Annotated in this window: 12 protein-coding genes; 11 read left to right on the forward strand and 1 reads right to left on the reverse strand. The window is 39.5% G+C overall.

Annotation, left to right across the window (positions count from 1 at the left end):
- Positions 1 to 77 precede the first annotated feature (77 nt).
- The gene (locus MMY95_RS11810; protein ID WP_003641760.1) at positions 78 to 590 is read right to left on the reverse strand and encodes a folate family ECF transporter S component; all 513 of its coding nucleotides are present in this window, start codon (positions 588 to 590) and stop codon (positions 78 to 80) included.
- Between the two features lie 499 nt (positions 591 to 1,089).
- Here MMY95_RS11810 and MMY95_RS11815 point away from each other — a divergent pair, with 499 nt between their 5' ends.
- The 11 genes from MMY95_RS11815 (at position 1,090) to MMY95_RS11865 (ending at position 16,141) form a co-directional block, all read left to right on the forward strand.
- On the forward strand, positions 1,090 to 3,330 hold the full coding sequence (locus MMY95_RS11815) for a TIM-barrel domain-containing protein (protein ID WP_104795482.1): 2,241 nt from the start codon (positions 1,090 to 1,092) through the stop codon (positions 3,328 to 3,330).
- A 183-nt stretch (positions 3,331 to 3,513) separates the two neighbouring features.
- A complete protein-coding gene (locus MMY95_RS11820) occupies positions 3,514 to 4,533 on the forward strand; it encodes a LacI family DNA-binding transcriptional regulator (RefSeq protein WP_016511547.1) in 1,020 nt (339 codons plus the stop codon).
- Positions 4,534 to 4,562: 29 nt separating this feature from the next.
- Positions 4,563 to 5,522, forward strand: coding sequence for a LacI family DNA-binding transcriptional regulator (locus MMY95_RS11825; RefSeq protein ID WP_016511548.1), 960 nt, complete (start codon positions 4,563 to 4,565; stop codon positions 5,520 to 5,522).
- 141 nt (positions 5,523 to 5,663) lie between these two features.
- Positions 5,664 to 7,331: an alpha-glucosidase gene (locus MMY95_RS11830; protein WP_087509602.1), complete on the forward strand. Its 1,668-nt coding sequence runs from the start codon at positions 5,664 to 5,666 to the stop codon at positions 7,329 to 7,331.
- A gap of 6 nt (positions 7,332 to 7,337) precedes the next feature.
- Positions 7,338 to 8,624: an alpha-amylase family glycosyl hydrolase gene (locus tag MMY95_RS11835; protein ID WP_016511550.1), complete on the forward strand. Its 1,287-nt coding sequence runs from the start codon at positions 7,338 to 7,340 to the stop codon at positions 8,622 to 8,624.
- Positions 8,625 to 8,925: 301 nt separating this feature from the next.
- A complete protein-coding gene (locus MMY95_RS11840; protein WP_016511551.1) occupies positions 8,926 to 10,221 on the forward strand; it encodes an extracellular solute-binding protein in 1,296 nt (431 codons plus the stop codon).
- Positions 10,222 to 10,265: 44 nt separating this feature from the next.
- On the forward strand, positions 10,266 to 11,126 hold the full coding sequence (locus MMY95_RS11845; protein WP_016511552.1) for a sugar ABC transporter permease: 861 nt from the start codon (positions 10,266 to 10,268) through the stop codon (positions 11,124 to 11,126).
- Positions 11,126 to 11,938 (forward strand): carbohydrate ABC transporter permease, encoded by an 813-nt coding sequence (locus MMY95_RS11850; RefSeq protein WP_016511553.1) that lies wholly within the window; start codon positions 11,126 to 11,128, stop codon positions 11,936 to 11,938. The genes MMY95_RS11845 and MMY95_RS11850 overlap by 1 nt, the downstream gene beginning before the upstream one ends.
- Before the next feature lie 35 nt (positions 11,939 to 11,973).
- Positions 11,974 to 12,648: a hypothetical protein gene (locus MMY95_RS11855; protein WP_016511554.1), complete on the forward strand. Its 675-nt coding sequence runs from the start codon at positions 11,974 to 11,976 to the stop codon at positions 12,646 to 12,648.
- A gap of 26 nt (positions 12,649 to 12,674) precedes the next feature.
- Positions 12,675 to 13,778: an ABC transporter ATP-binding protein gene (locus tag MMY95_RS11860; RefSeq protein WP_016511555.1), complete on the forward strand. Its 1,104-nt coding sequence runs from the start codon at positions 12,675 to 12,677 to the stop codon at positions 13,776 to 13,778.
- Positions 13,779 to 13,870: 92 nt separating this feature from the next.
- Positions 13,871 to 16,141: a glycoside hydrolase family 65 protein gene (locus MMY95_RS11865; RefSeq protein ID WP_087509605.1), complete on the forward strand. Its 2,271-nt coding sequence runs from the start codon at positions 13,871 to 13,873 to the stop codon at positions 16,139 to 16,141.
- The last annotated feature ends 158 nt before the right edge of the window (positions 16,142 to 16,299 follow it).

Genomic DNA, 16,299 nt, shown 5'->3' on the forward strand with positions numbered 1-16,299 from the left:
GCCCTTGGTTTTTTACTTAGCTTTAAATTAAGTACCACCAGTCATTACTTAATTAACGAAATAATTAATGACCACCGTCACTTAAAGCGTGCGGTGAGCTGGTTCAGAATCGGAATCTTAAATAGGGCGATCAAGATAACTGAGTAGCAGACGTAGGTTATGACTTCTTGTATCATGCGCGTTGTTAGCAAAACTGACCATGGTGTTAAGTACATGAGATGAAGCCAGAGGCTGTTTAAAAACAAATTGAGAATAAAGACGACGATAAAGTTAGCGACGAGAACGCGCGTCAGTGAAGTTTGATGTTGAAAGGCGTATCCAAAGACTAACCCAGTCAGAAAAGCGGTTAGGATAAAACCAGGAAAAAAGGTGAACTTTGGGAAGAGCAGCATTCCGAGTAGGGAGGAAATCGCGCTACTGCCGGCTGTAACTAGTGGTGAAAATAAACGGGCCGTTAAACCAATAATAATAAACGCGAAGGATATCTTGGTTAGCAATAGTTGAATTGACAGTAAACTCCCTAAGATAAGTTGCATGGCAATTAAAGCACCGAGTAACGGGATACGCCGAACCGTGAGTGATGATGTCATAATAATTGAAGCCCCCTAAGTGTGTTGAATGTATTTTAGGGGAATTTGTTGAGAATTACTAGACCTGAAATTATTGGTTATAAGTAATATAAAAATATCACTAGGAGAAACGCTATGACGTTATGTAGCGTTTTCTGTGGTAGCAAATCATCTACGTCGTATATTCAATGTTGTGAGTATGAAAGTTGCTCTATGGTTAGCGCTATTTTCTTAAGCTTAAGCGAAGATCTCAATGAAGATATTATCTCGATAAACTGCGCATAATATTGTTATTATAACGGACGGAGCTGGTTTGAGACTGCAAATACAATCATTTTGGTATGATGTGTTTTTTTAGTTTAAATATTAATTATTATATTGATTTATTAGTAAACTATCGATTTCAGAAGAAAATCAAAGGTAAAAAAATGAGCTCAAGAGAGAGTAAGCGCTTAATTTAAGTGCTAAAATATCTAAATTAGGGGAAGATTGAGTAAAAATTCTTTTGGAGGTTGGTACCATGGAAGCTAAAGGAAATGTTATTCTGCAAGATGCAGTTAGATTCACTATTTTAACTACATGTTTAGTTCGAATTGAGTATTCGAAGGATGGAAACTTTGAGGATAGAAATACACAGATGGTTCAAAATCGGCATTTCACTCAACCTCCATTTGAAATATTCGAAAACAGGCAGGGACACGTACTCGAAATTAGAACAACAGGTTTTCACTTGTATTATGATGGTGGTGCGTTGAGTTCAGGAAGTTTGTATATTGATGCGGCTAATAGCTATGGAACGCATTATAGCCGATGGTACTATGGTGAGCCAACTAAAAACAATCTTAAAGGTACAGCACGAACCTTAGATAGGGCGGATGGGGCGATCCCGTTACCAGATGGATTAATGTCTAAGGATGGATTCAGTGTTTTGGATGATTCGCAATCGTTTATTCTGGAGAATGGTGAGTTCTCTGTGAGACAGTCAAAAGAGACAGACTTGTATTATTTTTCCTGTGGTCGAGACTACCGCAAAACATTACAAGTGTATTATCAATTAACAGGTTTCCCGCCAATGGTGCCAAGGTATGCACTTGGTAATTGGTGGAGCCGATTTTACCCATATACGCAGTCAGAGTATCTAGCACTTATGAAAGAGTTTGATCGGTGTCAAATACCAATTGCTGTTTCGGTATTTGATATGAATTGGCATACGACTGCAATACCCTCCAAATATGGTAGTGGTTGGACAGGGTACACATGGAACAAGGAGTATTTTCCGAACCCCCAAAAAATGTTTGATCTGTTACACCAACAGGGACGAAAAGTAACACTTAATATTCATCCCGCATCTGGAATACGCCCAAGTGAAAGTTGTTATGGGGCTGTTGCAAAGATGCTAGATTTAGATGCTAAAACAGAAGAACCAGCAACTTTTGATTTGCAAAACAAAAAGTTTAAGACGGCGTACTTTGATTTAGTACATCATCCGTTGGAAGAACAAGGTGTCGATTTCTGGTGGATTGATTGGCAACAAGGTGGAGCTCGAGGACAATCTAAGGTTGATCCGCTCTGGTTACTAAATGTTGCTCATTTTCGAGATAGTGAGAAACGGCATGTAGGGGAAGGCTTAATTTTATCCAGATACGCTGGACCTGGCAGTCACCGCTATCCAGTTGGCTTTTCAGGTGATACTGTTGCTTCTTGGGATTCACTTAGATTTCAGCCATACTTTACAGCGACTGCTAGTAATATTGGGTACACTTGGTGGAGCCATGACATTGGTGGGCATATGCGGGGAACATATGATGGTGAGTTATCGTTACGTTGGTTACAATTAGGTGTTTTTAGTCCTATTTTGCGGCTCCATAGCTCTAATAATATCTTTATGGGTAAGGAACCTTGGAATTACGGAAAAGACATTGAATCAGCAATGATTCATTTATTACAGTTACGTACTCGGCTAGTTCCATATTTAGATAGCGAAAATTATCGAACGCACACTGAAGGGCTGCCATTAGTTCAGCCAATGTATTATGGTTATCCGAACCAGAAAGTGGCTTATGAGGTGCCGAATGAATATCAATTTGGGAGTGAGATGGTAGTTTCGCCGATTACGACGCCTGTAGATTTACAATCTGAACTTTCTAGTACAGAAGTTTGGTTACCAGAGGGTCAATGGTACGATTTCTTCACTGGTTTAGTTTATGAAGGGGATAGCTACTTTAAGGCCTATCGAGAACAAAATAAATTTCCGGTATTTGTTAAGGCAGGTAGTATTTTACCAATGCTTAAGAATTATATGCAACCGTTAGCACAAATTCCTGAACAGTTGGAATTGATGATATTTGTTGGTACGGATGGAATATATGAAATGGTTGAACACCAGGAAAATAACATAGCAAGAACTATATTCAAATGGAACGACCGAGAGCATCAACTAACTGTTGAGACAGTGGATCCGGCAAAGCTGATTCCAGCACAAAGACAGTATTCCGTAATACTGATTGGTGCTGAAGGTAGTATCGATAAGCAGTCAGCAACAACTATCTCATTTCGGAATTACCAACTGATTGACCAATCTAAAATAGTTACAGAATTAATTAAGTCACGATTACAAAGGGCGCAGATTAGTTTTGAAGAGAAACAATTAATTTGGCAGATGTATGTCTCTCACAAGGAAACTAAAAAGCTAATTAAGTTTCTGGATACTATACATGAGAACACCATTCGGGGGATGATTATTGAGCTAGTGGAAAAGTAATTTTGAGATAAAACGATACGTCTTGATTACTGGATTATGTGTGTACCAGTAGGCAAGGCGTATCTTGTCATTTGTAAACTAATTATTTATATAATAATATTATTATTTTTTGCAACCGGTTGCAAAAAAGTGCGTAACGCTCTATATTTAAATCTATAGATAATCCAGAACGGAGGTAGCAGAATGGCAACTATTAAAGATGTTGCGCGTCGCGCAGGAGTGTCTCCGTCGACGGCATCAAGAGCTCTTCATAATAGTCATATTATCAGTGAATCTACACGAGAACGGGTGGCAAAAGCGGCTCATGAGTTAAACTATGCACCAGATTTCAACGCACAATCATTAGCAACAAAAGCTAGTAGTACTGTTGGTGTGATTTTACCGGTCGATCACCATGAGATATTTTCCAATCCTTTCTTCTTGGAAATGATTCGGGGTATAAATGAGGTCTGTAGTAGTAGAGGGTCGCTAATTACATTAGCAACAGGGACAACTCGAAACGAACTTTTGCATAATATCGATGTCATGATTGTGCAAGGTCACATTCAAACGTTTATTTTATTATATTCTGAAGAAAATGATCCGGTAGTAGACCGTCTAAACCGGGATAAAATTCAGTATGTGGTTATTGGCAAACCATACACGGGTGCAAATAGAATATCATATGTGAATAATGATAATATTCAAGCCGGATCAGACGCTACTAAGCACTTATTATCATATGGTCATCGAAATATTTGCTTCTTGTATTCTGATTTGTCAAAAATGGTCCAAAGCGATCGCATGTTAGGATATCAGCGGGTTATGATGCAAAACAACTTGCCAGACGTTGTTTTTGAAGAGCGCTTCGAAAGCCATTCGAGTAGTTTTCAGGCGTTGAAAAAGTTTTTTGCTCAGCATACAGATGTTACAAGCTTTGTAGTAGTGGACGACATGTTGGCTTTAAAACTACAGCAAATGTTACACAGTAATTCAGAATGGCAAAACAAGCAATTGTCGTTAATTGGTTTTAATGATTCAATATTCTCTGAGCTTGCTCATCCTACCCTAACGTCGGTTGCAGTATTTCCTGAACGACTAGGAAAGGAAGCTGCAAAAATTGCAATGGTAGATCATTCAGAAAATGAGCTTTCAACAGCTGTAATAGTTCCGCATCAGATTGTTGTCCGTCATTCTGTATATAAAATTTATAATAATATATAAATCAAGCAATAAGAGGAGGAAATTGATAAATGGCGACATTGAGTGATGTGGCGAAGCAGGCCAATGTTTCTAAAATGACGGTGTCACGGGTTATCAATCATCCTGAACAAGTACGAGATGAATTGAAACGGAGCGTGTTTGAGGCTATGAGACAACTAGACTATCGGCCTAATGTTGCTGCTCAGGCACTGGTAAATAATCGAACACAAATCATTAAGTTATTCATTCTTGAGGATATGGATACAACCGAGCCTTATTATATGAATTTGTTGGCTGGAATTGCGAAAAAGCTTGGAAAGGAACAATACTCATTGCAATTGATAACTGAGCATAACTTTGATATCGGGGGATGTGACGGGTATATTATTACAGGAATGAGGCACGGAGACTACGATTGGATTAGAAACTTAGAACGACCGGTAGTACTGTTTGGTGAGAATCGTGAAAATTTTGATTTTTGCGATACTAATAACCAATTAGGCGTGAAAATGGCTACAGATTATGCAATTAAACAAGGATATCAAACAATTGAATTTATTGGTATGGCAGTCAAGGAGCCATTTGAGTATTCTCGTGAGGCAGGTTATATGATGAGTATGCAACAACATCGGATGAATACGGTCATTCATCGGTTTAATAATCATAGCCATTTAACAATGGACTATATCCAACAAAATTGGGGTACTTTACATTCTAATACGTGCTATATTTGCGCTAGTGATCGGTTAGCGTTTGGTATTGAAAAAGGGTTGTCTCGTTTTAGTGCAAATATTCCTATTGACTTTGGAATTATTGGTTTTGATGGTGTGTTTTTGAATCAGGTGGCTACACCCAAAATAACGACAGTACAACAGCCCATTTTTGAACTGGGTTTACGATGTGCAGAAATGTTACTAGCAAAAATTGCTAGTGGTGGGCAGGCTCAGGGAGTTTGTCAGTTAGTCCCAACATTGTCGATAGCTGGTTCTACGCGCAACAATATTGTATAAACATCATGAAACAATAAGTGATGCACATAAGTCGTTTTCCACGCTAAAAGTGTTACCGCTAACAAGTATAATTAACTTGTTTTAGCATTCTATTGTGGGTAATCTGAACATGACTGATTATGGTCGAAAGGGGAGACTGTCGTGGAAAGTTGGCACGCGAATCAAGTGATTTATCAGATATATCCTAAGAGCTTTCAGGACTCAAACGAGGATGGTGTGGGGGATATCCAAGGAATTATTCAGCGAATCCCATATTTGAAGTCTTTGGGCATAACTACAATTTGGTTAAATCCAATCTATGTTTCACCTCAAGTTGATAACGGGTATGATGTTTCTAACTACTATGCCATTGATGAGACACTGGGATCGATGGCAGATGTTGATCTATTGATTAAAAGACTGCATATTGAAGGAATGCACTTAATCATGGACTTTGTGATGAATCATACATCAGATCAGCATCCGTGGTTCAAAGATGCAATACAACATCCACATGGCTTGTATCGTGATTACTATTTATGGGCAAATGCTAAGGGAGATGGATATCCTAATAATTGGGGTTCTTTCTTTGGGGGAAGTGTTTGGAGTATAGACCCAGGCACAACTGATCAGTATTACTTTCATTTATTTGATCGTCATATGCCAGACTTAAATTGGCATAATCCAGAAGTCCGCAATTCAATGTTGGAAATCGCGAAGTATTGGATTGAAAAGGGAATTGATGGATTACGACTGGACGCTTTTATTCATATCGAGAAGGCTAACTTTAATCAAGATGTGCCAAACGATTCAAATAAACCAGTTATTGCCGAGGAGTTTTATGCTCACTTGCCGAGAGTGCAGACTTATTTAAAACAATTTTGTGCGCAACTCAGAGCAATCAAACCAGATATCTTTATATTGGGTGAGGCCGCTTCAGCCAGTCCAGAGTTGTTGATGGAATATAGTCGGCCGGTGAATGGTGAATGCGATGCGGTTATTACGTTTAAGTCTTTGGTAGATAAGGTTGAAAATCCCGATATAAAGTTACCTACAACCTTTCAGTTGAAACAGTTGGATATAGAAGGCATGAAGCGCCAATTAGCGACAATTGAAACAAAACTTGCGGATGTTAGTTTACCAGTGTTGTATTGGAGTAATCATGATATGGCTCGATTGGCTAGTCGCTATGCAAGCAAATGTTACCGCTTACAAAGCTTGAAGTGTCTAGCAACCATGCTGTACCTACAACGTGGAATTCCAATTATTTACTACGGTGAAGAGATTGGAATGCAAAATTTAAGTCAAGAACAGCCAATTGATTTTTGTGATCAAACGGTAATTGAATTCTATAAGCAGGCATTGAAACAGGGCTATTCGCATGATGATACTATGCGAATGCTTAATCATACACACAAAATCCCTGCACGTGGTGGAATGCAATGGGATTTGCAACAAACTAATGCAGGCTTTTCGGAACATGTACCATGGTTGGACGGAACGACGATCGCGGTAGATGTTGCTACTGAGCAGACCGATCCACATAGTTTACTTAGTTATTATCGTACTTTGATCAAGCTTAAGAAAACTGAACTATTTACAGACGGTATTGAAATTATCGAGAATACAACTAAGGGTGTGTTTCAGTTTACTAGACAGTTAGGACGTTCTGTAGCCGTGGTAACTTGTAATTTGACCGATCAAAGCTTGGATATTCCACAGATTCCTGCTGCACATCTTCAAATGGTTGAGGGAGAAGTTCAGCCATCTGGAGATATGATGACATACGAACCATGGGCATTTACAATTAAACATGTTTTGGAGGAATGACTAACAATGGCTGAAAATACATCAACAATATTACGTAATAAATTAGTTTATTCAGTATTTCCTCGTAACTATACGAGTAGTGGAAGCTTTAAGTCCGTGAGAGATGACTTGGTGCGTATAAGAAAATTAGGAACGGACATTATTTGGTTAATGCCAATCCATCCAATTGGGCGTAAAAATAGAAAAGGTGCCTTGGGATCGCCATATGCTATTTCGGACTATCGTGCAATTAATCCAGAATTAGGAACGATGGAAGATTTTATTCAGTTATGTCAAGCGATACATCAACAAGGAATGAAAGTGATTATCGATGTTGTTTACAATCATACCTCACCAGATTCTAAGTTACTGTCAGAACATCCAGACTGGTTTTATCACCATACAGATGGACACCTTGGTAATCGGGTAGCTGACTGGTCGGATATTATTGATTTAGATTATCAAAATCATGATTTGTGGGATTATCAGATTAATACTCTAAAGAAGTGGGCACAATACGTTGATGGATTCAGGTGTGACGTTGCGCCGCTGATACCATTAGATTTTTGGATGACAGCTCGTCAGGAACTGGAAAATTTCAAGCCTGATTTAATTTGGTTAGCAGAAAGTAATGATCCAGATTTTATTAAGCGTGTCCGTGATTCTGGATTTGAAGATTTGTCGGATGGAGAACTATATCGAGCATTTGATATGGTATACGATTATGATGTTTTAGATGATTTACATGAGACAGTTGCTGGAAAAGAATCAGTCGCAGAATTTAGTCGTTTGTTGCAGCGACAAGACATTATTTACCCCAAAAATTATATTAAGATGCGTTTCTTAGAGAATCATGATGTTCCTCGTGCAGCAGAGTACATTTCGGGGACCAAATCTTTGCGTAATATGATAGCATTTAATTTGTTTGAGAAGGGAAGTAGTTTGATATATGCCGGTGAGGAGTTTGGCAATCCGCATTTGCCGAGTCTATTCGACTATGATCCTGTGCAATTGACCGGTCCTTATGATTTTAGCATGCTAATTAAGCGAATTATGGATGTAAAACACGAACAAATAAACTTGTTTACTAAAGGTGCTTATAATGTGACAGCTATCAATGAAGAAATCATCAAATTGAGATACCAGAATTCTATGCAGCAGATTACTGGCTATTTTGCAATACACTCCTTTGAAGGGGGGATAGAAGCTGACTTAGAGAATGGCATATATAAAGATGTCCTATCAGAACGCGACATTGTCGTAAAAAATAACAAGCTGGTATTCAATGGAGAACCAGTTATTATTATTAACTAACTAACACAATAATTTTTTGAAATAATTATTGAGCGGTTTGAAGGTGATTTAAAATCACTGACAAACCGCGTTATTTGTATGAATTATGGCAAATAAGTGTTGGGGCAATTGTTGAATTTTGCAAACGATTGCGTGTTTTACGCATGCTAAAAATAGCCAAATTAGAAGGGTTTATGAAGCTTATGTGAATTTTGTTAGCGATAACATTTCGAAACCACTTGCGTAAGCGCTTACAAAATTGCATAATTAGATTGTTATAAAGGTTGTGTATTTTTAATAAATTTAAGTAGGGGGTTACATTATGACAAACGGATGGAAAAAGTTAGGCGTTTCAGTTTTAGCCGGCGCAATGGCATTAACATTGGTTGGTTGCAGCAATAGCAATTCTTCATCGTCTGACAAGAAAGTTAAGATCACAATTTTTCAGGGGAAAGTAGAATCGAATAAGCAATTTAAACAAATTGCGGCTCGTTATCACAAATTACATCCAAATGTATCTATCTCAGTTTCATCAGTTGGTGGCGGTACTGATTACAGTCCAGTCCTTAAGACGCGGATTTCATCAGGAAATGCACCAACAATCTTTAGTTTGGCTGGCCCAGCCGATGTAAAGCAATTTGCATCTCAGGAGGCAGATCTGTCCAATACTAAAGCTGCTAAAGCGGCACAACCTGGTACTTTATCCGCAGTTAAGTCAAACGGGAAAACTGTTGGGTTACCATTTAATGTTGAAGGCTATGGCTTTGTTTATAATAAAAAGATTTTTAAAGAAGCAGGCATTGATGCAACCAAGTTGACTACCATGTCGAAGTTAACAGCTGCGGTTAAGAAAATTGATTCACAAAAATCCAAACTTGGAATTAAAGGTGTCTTTGCTCTACCAGGCAAGGAAACATGGATTTTATCTGATCACTTAGCCAATCTATATGTTGGGCAACAGTTTAAAGGCAATGCGCTTAAAATGTATAATTCTAAGAGCATGAAATTTACTGCCAATAAAGAAATGAAAGATATGATTGATTTACAAAAGCAGTATTCGGTTGGCCCAGTTATGCAACTAGACTATTCTGCTCAAGTTAACCAAAACTTCTCACAAGGCAAGGTTGCAATGATTCAACAAGGTGATTGGATTTATCCAACTGTTGAACAGATTGATAAGAAGTTTGCCCAAAATGATATTGGTATGATTCCAATTCCAGTTAAGGGCTATGAAAACAAATTGCCTGTTGGAACTTCTCTCTATTGGGGTGTTAACAAAAATAAGTCACAAGCTGAACAGAAGGCAGCAAAGGACTTCCTTGACTGGATGTATACTTCTAAAGAAGGTAAGAAGTTAGTTGTTAATAAACTACACTTTGTACCTGCATATAAAGGTTATAGCAACATGAAGATGAAAGACGCACTGTCCCAAGTTGTCTTTAAATACTCTAAGCAAAACAAGACCATTGGTTGGGCATTTCCAGCGTATACTGGTACTTCGTGGGATCCAAACACGTTCCAACCAAACTTACAAAAGTATCTATCTGGCAAACAAAGCTGGACAACAACTGTTAATAACTCAATTAAAGGCTGGAATGAACAACAAGCTTCCAAGTAGTTTGAGTTAGCGGTTCAAACAGATTTTAAAAGAGGGGATTATTTATGAAGAATCGAAGCTTATCATTCTGGCTCTTTCTGACGCCAACCCTCGTTGCGTTAGCGCTCGTTGTTTTCATTCCAGCTATAATGGGTGTCTTTTACTCGTTCACTGATTGGGATGGCTTGGGCTATACTCAGATTCTCGGTTTTAAAAATTACATCACACTTTTCCATAATGCCGGTTTCTTAGCGGCACTGTGGTTTACCGTTAAATTTGTAATTGTAACCGTTATCTTATTAAACGTAATCGGTCTAGGATTGGCACTGCTTGTAACACAGAAGTTTAAAGGAAATAATTTATTGCGAACCATTTTCTTCATGCCAAACCTAATTGGCGGATTGATTTTAGGGTTCATTTGGCAATTTATCTTTACACAAGCTTTTGATGCACTTGGTAAAGCGTTCCATATGAATTGGTTAACGGGATGGTTAACTGACAGTACAACCGGCTTTTGGGGATTGGTAATTGTGACCGTATGGCAAATGAGTGGTTACATTATGATCATTTATATTGCTTACTTACAAAATATCCCCAGTGAGGTTATTGAAGCAGCTGAAATGGATGGAGCTTCTCCATGGCAACGATTTATTCATATTACGTTCCCAATGATTGCACCTGCATTCACAGTTTGCATGTTCTTGACGTTGTCTAACGGGTTCAAGATTTATGATCAAAACTTATCATTGACGAATGGTGGCCCATACAAGTCAACTGAAATGCTGGCAATGAATATTGTTAACACGGCATATTCGGAGAATAATTTTGCTTTAGCGGAGGCAAAAGCGCTAATTTTCTTCTTGATTGTGGCAGCAATTTCGTTACTACAAGTTTACTATACCCGTAAGCGGGAGGTGGATTTGTAATGAAAAAAACAAGTCGGCTATTACTTGGAATTTTTGGATTGCTCTTAGGGATTGTTTGGATTTTCCCATTTTACATGATTCTAACCAATTCATTTAAAACTCCAAAAGGTATTTTTGCATCAGTATTGAGTTTACCAGTGCAAGCAACGACTGAAAACTATAAGAACTCTTTTAAAGCACTGGATTTTATGAGCTCACTTGGTCATTCGTTCTTGATTACATTGGTATCTGTACTCATCATTGTCTTTTTCTCCTCGATGGCTGCGTATGCGCTACAACGTAATAAGAGCAAATTAAGTGGCGCACTGTTGATGTTATTTGTTTCAGCAATGTTGATTCCTTTCCAAACGGTTATGATTCCCTTGACTGCTAATTTTGGTCATGTCCACATGCTTAATATGTGGGGACTGATGTTTATGTATTTAGGATTTGATGCCAGTTTGTCAATCTTTCTATATCAAGGGACAATGGGAAGTATTCCAATTGCGATGGACGAATCTGCAGAATTAGAGGGTGCAAATAGGTTCCAAATCTTCTTTAAGATTATTTTTCCAATGTTGACACCAATTACTGTAACAGTGGGTATTCTCAATATCATTGCGATTTGGAATGACTACCTATTACCATCACTTGTGTTACCACAGAATCAGTATACGATTCCGCTACAAATGTTCTTCTTCTTTGGGCAGTATACGAAACAATGGCACCTGGCATTAGCAGGACTAACATTGTCGATTATTCCGGTAATTCTATTCTATGCCTTTGCTCAACGCTATATTATCAAAGGGGTTACGGATGGTGCCGTTAAGTAAGTAGTGAAAAATAATTCAGAGGGGAGGATTGCTAGATGTTAAACCTACAAAGTAAATTTGGGTTAAAAATGTTAGCAATTGGTAACTGGATTGCTGCTATAGTGACCATTAACCTTGTTTGGTTTATGATAACGCTACCGGTGTTAATTATGTTAGTCCTAGCATTAAGTTTGCCAATGAATGCAGTTTATGGCATCACAATTCTGGTTACCTGGATTATGCTAACAGCGTTTACAGTTCCTGCAACGTCTGCAGTTTATCAAACGGTTGACTTGTGGCAACGAACAGATAGCGGTTCTTTTATCAAGATAACTTGGCTGAGTTATTTGAAAGCGCTAACGAATTGGCGATTCAACGGGCTGGTAGCACTAGTTATTGGTTGTTGGCTGACTATTTTACGAGTTACAACGGACAATGTTGTACTTCACGTGGCGACACTAGTGATTGGTACTGTACTACTAGCATTATGGAATGGAAAAAATTATAGTCAGGCAATCAATCAGCGCTTTCTTGAGTTAGTTGTGGCGCATCCGTTCAAGTTATTGTTATCAGCGATTATAATGATTGGACTATTTGCGATTAACTTGGAATTACGATTGATATTCTTCATATTGTTATTCAGCATGTCACTTTCGGCGCTAATAACATGCCGTTTGTTCAATTCATATACTAAAACAGATAAGGAAGAAGAGCTGACTGAAAAGAATTAATTGAGGATAAGAGGAGCGTTTGCACGATGGCAGAAATAAAATTAGAACATATCTATAAACGTTATCCCGGGAATGATAAGGATTCTGTAACTGACTTTAATCTTGATATTAAGGACAATGAATTTATCGTTTTTGTTGGTCCATCAGGGTGTGGAAAATCAACGACGCTACGAATGATTGCTGGGCTTGAAGATATCACTAAAGGCGATTTGAAAATTGATGGTGAAGTCATGAATAAAGTCCATCCTAAAGATCGTAACATTGCAATGGTTTTCCAAAACTATGCATTGTATCCACAGATGACGGTTTTTGATAATATGGCTTTCGGGTTGAAAATTCGAAAAATGCCTAAAGATGAGATTAAAAAGCGAGTGGACAATGCGGCAGAGATTCTTGGATTAACCGACTATCTCAATCGTAAGCCAGGAGCATTATCTGGTGGTCAAAGGCAACGGGTAGCGTTAGGCCGAGCGATTGTTCGCGATGCAAAATTGTTTTTGCTCGATGAACCTTTATCTAACTTGGATGCGAAATTGAGGGTTCAAATGCGGACTCAAATTGCACAATTACATCAGCGATTGAAAACAAATATGATTTATGTAACTCATGATCAAGTTGAAGCGATGACGATGGCTGATCGGATTGTTATTATGAATGACGGTAAAGTCCAACAGGTCGGATCGCCGGACGACTTGTACAATCGACCAACAAATAAGTTTGTTGCTGGTTTCATGGGATCACCGTCAATGAACTTCTTTGATGCAGAACTAAAAAATGGCCGAGTTTCGAATGGCCGAGGCTTAGATGTTGCGGTACCTGAAGGTCGCCTTAAAGTTCTACGCGAAAAAGGCTACGATGGTCAAAATATCATTGTGGGAATTCGTCCTGAAGATATTCACACTGAACAAGTAGCTTTGGAAGCAATGTCAGACGCTAAAGTTGAAGCGACTGTTGAAGTTTCTGAGTTCTTAGGGACCGATTCAATGTTATACTCGCGTACTGGTGACACTGAGTTTGTAGCGCAGGTTAACGCACGTGATTACCATAAGCCCGGTGAAGAAGTAGATATGGCGTTTGAAATGAGTAAGGCTCATTTCTTTGATAAAAAAACTGAATTAACGATTGAATAATCATTAGTCAGGGCGGTTATCATAACGGAAAAAGGCTGGTGGCATAATTGTCGCGAGCCTTTTTTACCGCCTGACTGGGAGGAGCAACAACAATGAAACGTATTTTTGAAGTAGATCCGTGGCACGTCATTAGTCATGAACTCGTACCGGCGGATAAGCGATTGCAGGAAAGCATGACCAGTATTGGTAACGGCTACATGGGTATGCGGGGAATGTTTGAAGAGCACTATTCTAACGATACCCTCAAAGGGATTTATATCGGTGGGGTCTGGTATCCCGATAAAACCCGGGTCGGCTGGTGGAAGAACGGTTATCCCGATTATTTCGGTAAGGTGATCAATTCGGTCAATTTCATCAAAGTCAATATCACGATTGATGGTGATCAAGTTGATTTGGCGAAGGACACAGTCAGTGACTTTACGTTGGATCTTGATATGCATACGGGAATTTTACGGCGTTCATTTATTATTACCAAGGGTGAAAAGCGCGTCCAATTCATGATTGATCGGTTCGTCAGCGTTGCACAAAAAGAGTTATTTGATGTGCACTATAGTGTTCACAATTTGGGTGCGGAACCGGTCAAAATTGGATTTATTTCGCAAATTGATGCGGACGTCTTCAATGAAGATGCGAACTATGATGAGCAGTTCTGGCAAGTGCTAGACAAGAGTCATGCGATTACTGGTGGCAGCATGTTTGCAGAAACGAAGCCGAATAACTTCGGAACACCGCGCTTTACGCTCGGCATGCAGATGCTTCATGAAACGGCTTTTCGAGGTATTAACGCCCCAGAAACCGAAAAGGCAGTTACAAATATCTTCCGGGGAACGTTAGCACCGGATGAAACCAAGAATTTTGAAAAACGAGTCCTCGTGGTGACTTCACGGGATTACGCGGATATGGCGGCGATGCGGACTGGCTTAGCCGAATTAAGTGAAACGGTCAGCATACAGTCATATGAGGACTTACGGCAGGCCCATGTTGATGGTTGGGCTAAACGCTGGCAGTTATCTGATGTGTTGATTGACGGTGACGATGCGGCACAACAAGGCATTCGCTTCAACTTATTCCAGTTATTCTCGACCTACTATGGCGAAGATAAGCGCCTGAACCTGGGGCCAAAAGGCTTTACTGGTGAAAAGTATGGTGGTGCGACGTATTGGGATACCGAAGCGTTCGGAGTACCGTTCTACCTTTCATTGGCGAAACCAGAAGTAACGGAGAACTTACTGGAATACCGGTATAATCAGCTTGCTGGAGCTTTCCATAATGCTAAAATGCAGGGCTTGGATGGTGCCTTGTACCCGATGGTGACCTTCAACGGAATTGAGTGCCATAACGAATGGGAGATTACGTTCGAAGAGATTCATCGAAATGGGTCTATTGCGTATGCCATCTTCAATTACACACGTTATACCGGTGATGAGATCTACTTGAAGACTAAAGGAATCGACGTTTTGACGGGGATTTCACGTTTTTGGGCTGATCGGGTCCACTTCTCAGAACGGAAACAACAGTATATGATTCACGGTGTCACTGGTCCTAATGAGTATGAAAACAACGTGAATAACAATTGGTATACGAACTTTATGGCGCGCTGGACGTTAGAATACACGTTAGCGAGTTTGAAGAAAGTGGATGCCGCTAAGCGTGCAGCACTTCAAATCACGGATGCTGAGCTTGCAAAGTGGCAAGATATTGTTGACCGGATGTACTTCCCGTATGATGAAAAATTGGAAATCTTCGTTCAACAAGATGGCTTCCTTGATAAGGACGTCAAGCCAGTTTCAAGTATTCCTGCTGATCAACGGCCAATCAATCAACACTGGTCATGGGATCATATTCTACGGTCACCGTATATCAAGCAGGCGGATGTCTTGCAAGGAATCTATTACTTCATGGATAAATTCACGGCGGAACAGAAGAAACGTAACTTTGATTTCTATGAACCGTTGACCGTCCATGAATCTAGTCTTTCACCAGCCGTCCATGCCATTCTAGCAGCGGACTTGCATTATGAGGATAAGGCCGTGGAAATGTATGAACGGACAGCCCGTCTTGATCTTGATAATTATAATAATGATACGGTCGACGGCTTGCATATTACGTCGATGACCGGTTCATGGCTCGCAATCGTTCAAGGCTTTGCTGGTATGCGAGTTAAGGATGATACCTTAGCCTTTGCACCGTTTGTGCCTAAAGCGTGGACCCATTATCAATTCCACGTTAACTTCCGCGGTCGCTTGATTAAAGTGGATGTCGATCAACAGGGTACGACCGTTGAACTGGTTAGTGGGGAACCACTGACTATCGAACTTAATGGGCAAGCTATCGAGGTCGCTAGCACCGTAACAACTAAGTAAATATGAACGCTTGATTGTGGTCTGACCGTAACTGGCCACAATCAAGTTTCCAACCTAACTTCTAAATCGGTCCGTATCAGCTGATACGGGCCTTTTTAGTGTCTGGCGAATTGTCAAACTAAGTGCAACGGTTTGTCAAAAAATACTTCATATGGGGT

The organism is Lactiplantibacillus sp. ME-2, from assembly GCF_022549155.1.
Taxonomy (GTDB): domain Bacteria; phylum Bacillota; class Bacilli; order Lactobacillales; family Lactobacillaceae; genus Lactiplantibacillus; species Lactiplantibacillus plantarum.

What these genes read in the sequence shown, in the direction of transcription:
- MMY95_RS11810 (WP_003641760.1), bottom strand. Translation starts at nt 590, where the DNA reads ATGACATCATCACTCACGGTTCGGCGTATCCCGTTACTCGGTGCTTTA.
- MMY95_RS11815 (WP_104795482.1), top strand. Translation starts at nt 1,090, where the DNA reads ATGGAAGCTAAAGGAAATGTTATTCTGCAAGATGCAGTTAGATTCACT.
- MMY95_RS11820 (WP_016511547.1), top strand. Translation starts at nt 3,514, where the DNA reads ATGGCAACTATTAAAGATGTTGCGCGTCGCGCAGGAGTGTCTCCGTCG.
- MMY95_RS11825 (WP_016511548.1), top strand. Translation starts at nt 4,563, where the DNA reads ATGGCGACATTGAGTGATGTGGCGAAGCAGGCCAATGTTTCTAAAATG.
- MMY95_RS11835 (WP_016511550.1), top strand. Translation starts at nt 7,338, where the DNA reads ATGGCTGAAAATACATCAACAATATTACGTAATAAATTAGTTTATTCA.
- MMY95_RS11840 (WP_016511551.1), top strand. Translation starts at nt 8,926, where the DNA reads ATGACAAACGGATGGAAAAAGTTAGGCGTTTCAGTTTTAGCCGGCGCA.
- MMY95_RS11845 (WP_016511552.1), top strand. Translation starts at nt 10,266, where the DNA reads ATGAAGAATCGAAGCTTATCATTCTGGCTCTTTCTGACGCCAACCCTC.
- MMY95_RS11850 (WP_016511553.1), top strand. Translation starts at nt 11,126, where the DNA reads ATGAAAAAAACAAGTCGGCTATTACTTGGAATTTTTGGATTGCTCTTA.
- MMY95_RS11855 (WP_016511554.1), top strand. Translation starts at nt 11,974, where the DNA reads ATGTTAAACCTACAAAGTAAATTTGGGTTAAAAATGTTAGCAATTGGT.
- MMY95_RS11860 (WP_016511555.1), top strand. Translation starts at nt 12,675, where the DNA reads ATGGCAGAAATAAAATTAGAACATATCTATAAACGTTATCCCGGGAAT.
- MMY95_RS11865 (WP_087509605.1), top strand. Translation starts at nt 13,871, where the DNA reads ATGAAACGTATTTTTGAAGTAGATCCGTGGCACGTCATTAGTCATGAA.